Annotated in this window: 4 protein-coding genes; 2 read left to right on the plus strand and 2 right to left on the minus strand. The window is 43.4% G+C overall.

Annotated elements, in window-relative coordinates; genetic code table 11:
• Positions 1-58 precede the first annotated feature (58 nt).
• The gene (gene pntB, locus AC5JMF_RS13990) at positions 59-1,504 is read right to left on the minus strand and encodes a Re/Si-specific NAD(P)(+) transhydrogenase subunit beta (protein ID WP_495796332.1); all 1,446 of its coding nucleotides are present in this window, start codon (positions 1,502-1,504) and stop codon (positions 59-61) included.
• Between the two features lie 638 nt (positions 1,505-2,142).
• On the minus strand, positions 2,143-3,777 hold the full coding sequence (pntA, locus tag AC5JMF_RS13995) for a Re/Si-specific NAD(P)(+) transhydrogenase subunit alpha (RefSeq protein ID WP_495796333.1): 1,635 nt from the start codon (positions 3,775-3,777) through the stop codon (positions 2,143-2,145).
• A gap of 455 nt (positions 3,778-4,232) precedes the next feature.
• On the opposite strand from pntA, the gene AC5JMF_RS14000 reads away from it, so the two are divergent.
• Together AC5JMF_RS14000 and AC5JMF_RS14005 are read left to right on the plus strand one after the other, a co-directional pair.
• Complete coding sequence (locus AC5JMF_RS14000) at positions 4,233-4,883, plus strand: hypothetical protein (RefSeq protein WP_495796334.1); 651 nt, start codon at positions 4,233-4,235, stop codon at positions 4,881-4,883.
• A gap of 328 nt (positions 4,884-5,211) precedes the next feature.
• Positions 5,212-7,713, plus strand: a complete 2,502-nt coding sequence (locus tag AC5JMF_RS14005; protein WP_495796335.1) for a bluetail domain-containing putative surface protein — start codon at positions 5,212-5,214, stop codon at positions 7,711-7,713.
• The last annotated feature ends 237 nt before the right edge of the window (positions 7,714-7,950 follow it).

A 7,950-nucleotide genomic window follows, 5' to 3' on the forward strand; every position in this document is an offset into this window, starting at 1 on the left:
TTGCATCACCCACCACCAAATTTTAAAAAACTTTTCCCAGTCCCCAGTCCCCAGTTGACTATGCAACTTTTGCTGGGTGGCGGAAGTTTGGAGTTTCCTCACTTGGCTGGGCAAATTTAGCGACGATCGCATCTAGATTTTTCTTAGCATCGCCAAATAACATCCGGGTGTTATCTTTGTAAAATAGGGGATTTTCAACTCCAGCGTAGCCACTGGCCATACTCCGCTTCATGACTACAACGCAGTCAGCTTTCCATACCTCTAATACTGGCATCCCTGCAATCAGGCTTTGAGGATTTTCTAAAGCACTGGGATTAACTGTGTCGTTAGCACCAATCACTAATACAACATTCGTTTGGGGGAAGTCTTCGTTAATCTCATCCATTTCTAAGACAATATCATAGGGCACTTTTGCCTCAGCTAAGAGGACGTTCATGTGTCCTGGCATCCGACCGGCTACTGGATGAATACCAAAGCGAATTTGGACGCCGCGATCGCGCAGCTGCTTAGTAAGTTCTGATACAGTATGCTGGGCTTGAGCTACTGCCATACCGTAGCCAGGGACGACAATTACACTTTTGGCTGTTTGCAAGAGTTCCACGGTATCCTCAACTGTGGCGGTGGAGACGTTGCCTTGAGGCTGTTCTCCATCTTGAGGAGTTGCTGGGCTTGTCTGCTCACCAAAGCCACCGAGAATTACACTAATGAAGGAACGGTTCATAGCTTTGCACATAATGTAGCTGAGGATGGCACCACTACTACCCACCAACGCACCTGTAATAATTAATAGGTCGTTGGAGAGCATAAAGCCAGCCGCCGCCGCCGCCCATCCAGAGTAGCTATTGAGCATGGAAATTACCACTGGCATATCAGCACCACCGATCGCCATGACTAGATGCACACCCAAGATGGAAGCGATCGCCATCATTGCCAACAGCGCTTGCAATCCAGTCAGATTTGTTGTTGTCAAGAACTCGAAACCCAGCCAGACGGAAGCGGTAATCATCCCCAGGTTAAGCAAGTGACGCCCGCTCAAAAGTAAAGGCTTACTGCTGATAATTCCCCGCAATTTACCAAAGGCAATTACCGAACCTGTGCAGGTGATTGCACCAATAAACACACCCACAAAAATTTCGATTTGGTGGATTGTGGACTCAACAGGGGTAAGCGATGGCGACTCTTGCAGATAATTGGCAATCCCTACCAGAACTGCTGCCAACCCGACAAAGCTATGCAGCATCGCCACGAGTTCTGGCATGGAAGTCATCGCCACACGAGCAGCCACGATCGCACCGATTGCGGCTCCTGGGATGACAACTGACGTGAGGATACCGTATGTAGTCAGGTCTAGCGAGAGTGCTGTAGTCAACAAAGCAATCAGCATCCCGATGATGCCATAAACATTGCCTTTACGGGCAGTCTCTTGATTAGAAAGCCCCCCCAGGCTGAGAATGAATAAGACACTAGCCACAATATATGCGACTGTCAGTAGGTTGTTCGACATGAGTTTCCTTTTACTTTTTTCAACAAGAAGGCTCACACCTACCCGGTAGGGAGGTGTTGAGATGAATTGTTGGACGATGACGAGTTGACCTCCGACCAATATCAATCTCTAGGTTGATAAGGGAGTGGGGTCGAGGAGGAATCGCCAGTTTTCTGACTTGGCAACCTATCGATCCAGTCTTCGACAAGTTGAGTAACTGTCTTTTCTTTGCTTTCTGCACAACTCTTAAGTTTGTTATATCTTTTCTCAGACAACCTAACTCTAATAGATTTTTCCTTCATAAACGTATCCATATCGGTGATACGTTTATGGTAATATCTAAATGGTCGATGACCCTCCTGAATGTATGGAACAGAAAGGCTAACTTCAAAGTAGTGAGACTTGCCGCAGCAACATGACTAGATCAGGGAAGACGCAAAGGAAAGCTGGTTGGCTATTGCCGTGATTCCAAGACAAGCGTGTTGCAAAACAATTAAACTGCCTATGGAAGATGGGCGGCTGCCTGGGTTCTCCCTTGAGGAGATAAAGCTGAGAAATCAGCAGAGACGCTGTGTAAGACCAGATTAAACACGGGTTTAACGAGGCAAGGGCGAATGAGACGGGAAGCCTACACTTACCTTCGGGTAAGTGTAGGTACTTCACTTTTGGAACATCCTGAGCATACGTTGAGTGACTAGAAAGCCACCGGAAATATTGATTGTCCCGACGAAAATAGCGATCGCTCCCAGGATGGTAGATGAACTTGATAGCTGGGAAATTTGCAGCATCCCGCCAATAATAATGATGCCGCTAATCGCATTAGTGACACTCATCAGCGGTGTGTGCAGAGCAGGCTTAACATTCCAGATCACTTGCCAGCCCACAAAACACGCCAGCACAAACACAATCAAATGAGATAGAAACGAAGCCGGCGCACTCACGCCAATACCAACAAGAGCTAAACCAACAAGCGGCAGCCAGAGGAGGGAAGAGGACGCGGGGACAGAGGGACGCGGGGACGCGGGGATTTTTTCAGTATCTTTATGTGTTCCTGCTTCCGTATTTACTCTTACCTGAGTCTTTGCTTCTCCCCCTCCCTGAGTCTTTGCTTCTCCCCCTATCTGAGTCCCCGCGTCCCCCTGTCCCCGCGTCCCCGCGTCCTCTTTCGGTGGTGGCCAAGTAATTTCACCGTCATGAACTATCAAAGCGCCGCGAATCGCCTCATTCTCGCGATCGACTTTGTAGTCTTTAGCTCCACCCATTTCTTCGAGGAGATGGTAAAGATTGATGCCATAAAGCTGGCTGGCTTGTTGAGCCATGCGACTGGGTAAATCAGTTAAACCGACAATCGTCACTCCCTGGTAAGAGTAAACTTCACCAGGATGAGTACGGGCGCAATTACCGCCCTGTTCGGCCGCCATATCGACGATCACCGATCCTTCTTTCATACTCTCAACCATTTCCTGAGTAATCAACACAGGCGCTCTTTTACCTGGGATGAGTGCCGTTGTGATGATGATGTCAACCTCTTGGGCTTGAGCGGCAAACAGTTCCATCTCTGCTTTGATAAATTCGTCGCTCATCACCTTGGCGTAGCCGCCCTCACCTGTACCATCCTCAGCAAAATTGAGTTCCAGAAACTCTGCCCCTAAGCTTTCTACCTGCTCTTTAACTACAAGGCGCGTATCAAAAGCGCGGACAATTGCGCCCAAGCTTCTGGCGGTACCGATGGCTGCTAGTCCAGCGACACCAGCACCAATTATCAGCACTTTCGCGGGTGGTACTTTGCCTGCGGCTGTAATCTGTCCGTTGAAGAAGCGTCCAAAGTGATTCGCAGCCTCAATTACCGCCCGGTAGCCTGCGAGATTTGCCATTGAACTCAAAGCGTCCATCTTTTGTGCCCGTGTAATCCGAGGCACTGCATCCATCGCCAACACTGTGGCTTTGCGTGCTATCAGTTTTTCTAGTAAATCTGGGTTCTGGGCTGGCCAGATAAAGCCGATTTGCGTACCTCCTGGGCGTAACAGTTCAGTTTCATGTTTACCAAGTTCTGGGTGTATTTGGGGTGGACGCACTTTGAGTACGATATCTGCCTCTTTCCAGAGAGTGGAGGCGTCTGGCACAATCTGACATTCTGCTTGGATGTAAGCATCATCTGTAAAATTTGCACTTGCGCCTGCATTAGACTCAATTAGCACGTCGAAACCCAGTTTAGCCAGACGTTTAGCTGTGTCTGGTGTAGCTGCTACACGACGTTCACCAGGGTAGACTTCTTTTGGGATACCAACCTTCATCTGTGTTCTCCTTTTCATTTAGCTGAGTTTCCCAGGTAAAGAGAGACACTAAACTTATTTAGAGTTTTGAATTATCGCTTGTCATGACAAAGATATTGAGGATTTCTTTATCGACCCCTATTTTTGATCAACCTGCTGGTTGATATTGTTTAAAGGTCAATTTTTCATCCTCTGCCTGAGCTGCCGCTACCAATTCGGAGTACCGAATTCAGTAAGGGACTTACAGCGTGATAGTTAAAGATATCATTATGAGTAAGTCTTTATATCTATAGCTGTTTTAATTCTTCACAACAGCAGACAGTCTTTAATCCCAAATTTGGCAAAAATGGAAAAAATTGTTAACTAGTTCCGTGGGTTTAAGTCCCCCGGTTCTATGCTTCTTCCCCTACTCCCGGCTTTTGTAGTGTTTTGTAGTATAAAATTTACAAAGATGCTCAAACAAAACTTAGATAAAAATGGCACGAGTGCAACTTGTTTATCCAAAAATCCCAGATAGCAAAAATTGTCCTTGGGAGCGTTGTATAGCTTTTGAGAAATATGATGGTACAAATCTCCACTGGGTTTGGGAGTCGGAACTGGGGTGGTATGCTTTTGGTACACGTCGCGATCGCTTTGATTTGGATAAGCAGGGGATTGCACAATTTAATGCTGCACATCCAGGGTTAGAAGCAGCCTCTAAAATTTTTAATAGAGATTTTGCTAGTGCCCTAGAAATAGTATTTCGAGAAAATGAAAATTATCGGTATCCAGAAATTACTGTATTTACTGAATTTTTTGGCATTAACTCATTTGCTGGTACGCATAAAAATGATGATCCAAAGCAATTAATTTTATTTGACGTGCAGACTGATCAATGTATTATTCCTGCTGAACAATTTCTGCAAGATTTCAGTCACCTCAACATTGCACGGGTTGTTTATCGCGGTAAGCTCACTGGTAAATTTATCCATGATGTCCGTGAAGGTAAATATGATGTCACCGAAGGTGTTATTTGTAAAGGAGGTAAAGATATTAATAACCTATGGATGGTCAAAATTAAAACATATTCTTATCTAAAAAAATTGCAGCAATTTTTCCAAGATGATTGGCGGTCATATTGGGAATAAGGTATTGCAATCGCTCTTTATTTGGTCAATGTTCAAAGGTGGCGATCGCTATTCTAAAGTATATTTAATTAAGTTATTATTTAAACTGAACACACAGTACCATCAGTATATTCTTGCGTGTAAATAAATTTATTGATCGCGCGTAACACCCCATCCCCTTGTGGGTGGGGCGGTTGACGACTAATCAGTTACAAAATAGCGATCGCCATTATGTAAGCAAGTTTCATATATTTGAAGGAGGCGATCGCTATTGTTGAGTGCAATTACTTAATCTGTCCTTAACTCAGCACATAGTATAATCAGTATATTCCTACATGTAAATAAATTTATGACCTCAACAGTCACTTATACCTACAATACTAAAGTCAACTCCTTGTTTAATGAGATTACCGAAAATAAACTCATCACTGAGAGGATTGATAATAATGGCGATGGCGTAGCAGAGTCAGTCATCACCTATGATCTAATATCCGACACCTATGACTTTGACGGCGACGGCAACGCAGAACAAGTTACAAGCTATACTTATAACTCCCAAGGCAAAGTCCTATCAGAAATTACTGATAATAGAGGCATCGACCCCTCCAAAAAGATTAATCTTAATACCTATGATGCCGCAGGCAATTTCACATCCAGAAGCTTTGATGACAATGGCGATGGTAAGCCTGAGTCTGGCAGCATTTATACTTATGATGACAACGGCAATCTGACATCAGCTAAAAATTACGACTCAAACTTAAAGTTAGAGTCGTTCACCACTTTTATCTATGATGCTAAAGGCAATTACATAACATTTAGTTCTGACAGCGATGCAGACGGTATACCAGATGAATTTGGTGATGAATATACTTACGATGCCAACAGTAGAGTCATCTCTGAGAAAAGCTATGGTGTCACCACTACTACTTACAATGATGACGGTAGCGTGGTGCAAGTTGAAAATAAGGGTTTTTCCCTGGCAAAAAATACCTATGATATCAAAGGCAGACTCATAGAAGTCGAAGGTTATCAAGAAACTGAAAGAGGTAGGATAAAAACCAATACTACATATAGCTACGATGGTGAAGGCAATCTAGTATCGATAAATTCTAAATCTATTTATGATATTGAAACCGAATCTACCGATATCAGAACTTATACTTACGATGCTGAAGGCAACCTGACATCTGAACGCTTTGAAAATAATTTCATTAGGGACATTACACAATATACTTACGATAGTGAAGGTAACAGAACATCCAAAAGCTACAGCCGCTATGAGTATGACTACGAAAATGAAGTATTCAATCTTCAATATCTCACCATTTCAACCTACGACAGCTATGGCAAACTGATATCTGCAACTACAGACAAAAATGATGACGGTACGCCTGAAGTAGTTCAAATCTATACATACGATGCTAAAGGCAACTTAATATCCAACAGCTATAATCAAGATGATGCATCTGTAGCTGATTTTACTTATACTTATACCTACGATGTCTATGGCAACCTGACATCTGCAACTAGAGACGAAAATGCCGATGGCACAATTGACTCGACTTTAATTTATACCTCTACCTACGATACCGAAGGCAAGCTAATATCCCAAAGCGCTGATAGCAATGGTGATGGCAAAATTGATAGCGTCAAAATTTATGGACAGACATCCAATAGCGTTGACACAGACGGTGACGGTCAAGCCGACGCATTCACCACTTACAACTACGATCCTAAAGGTAAGCTGATATCTGAGCAGACTGACAGTGATGACGATGATTTAACTGATGAACTTGTCACTTACAGCTATGATAGCGACGGCAAACTGATAACCAAGAAAGTTGATATTGGCAACGACGGCATCATCGATGCAGCAACCACTTATAGTTACAATCCTAATGGTAAGCTGGTGTCTGAACAACTCGATAACAATAATGATGGCGTCACCGATGCACTCACCACTTACAGTTACAACGCAACAGGCAAACTCACAACCAAGAACTTTGACAATAACACCGACGGCATTATAGATGAAACCACCACTTACAACTATGATGCCGATGGTAAATTGATATCCCAAGAAATTGACAACAATAATGATAGCGTCACAGATACACTCGTCAGCTACATCTATGAACGCAATGGTAAGCTTTTATCCAAAACGATTAACAATGACCCAGCCGAAAATTTAACCCTCAACGGTGGTAAGGGTAATGATGAGTTAATTGGTGATGCTGGCAATGACACAATTTATGGTCAAGATGGCAACGATGAACTGTTGGGATTGGGTGGTAATGACATCATTTATGGTGGTAAAGGCAACGATGAACTGGTAGGATTTGATGGTTATGACCAACTATTTGGTGGCAATGGTGATGACCAGCTTTCAGGCTTTGACGGCAATGACCAACTATTTGGTGGCAACGGTCGTGATACCTTAATTGGTGGCGCGGGTGGCGATATCTTAACTGGTGGTAATCTGCGTGATACGTTTGTGTTTGAGTCTTTGAGTGATTCGTTGCTGGCGAATTTTGATGTGATTAAAGACTTAAACATTTATGTAGATAAAATTGATGCACCCAAGGCTGTAAATGCTCGTAATCTGGAACAATTTGGTCAAATTAATGTATTAACTGAGTCCAGAATTCAACTTTTGCTGGATAGTAGTAGTTTTGTTGCTAATCAAGCGGCAACCTTCGGCTTGGGTACGAATATTCCTGGTAGAGATGATGAAAGTCTGCGAACATTCTTGGTAATTAATGATGCTACCAATGGATTTAGTGCGGCAACTGACGCCATCGTTGAGATTACTGGTTACAGCGGTAATTTAGGTGCATTAGCAATTGTTTAATTTGAGTGAGTAGGGTAGGCGAAACGCCTACCTTAGTCAAAAAATTTACAATTACTCACAAAATAGCGATCGCCCTCTCCAAGCATCAGTAATTCGCTATTATCAAGTATAATTACTTAAATTATTGCTTAACTCAGCATCCAATATAATAGACCTCTGGCAAAAGTCGGATACTCGCCAGGAAATAAATTTTCTGGCTGATAACTCAAGTCGGTTGAAACCGACTAATAACAGTAT

This window comes from Desmonostoc vinosum, assembly GCF_059505385.1.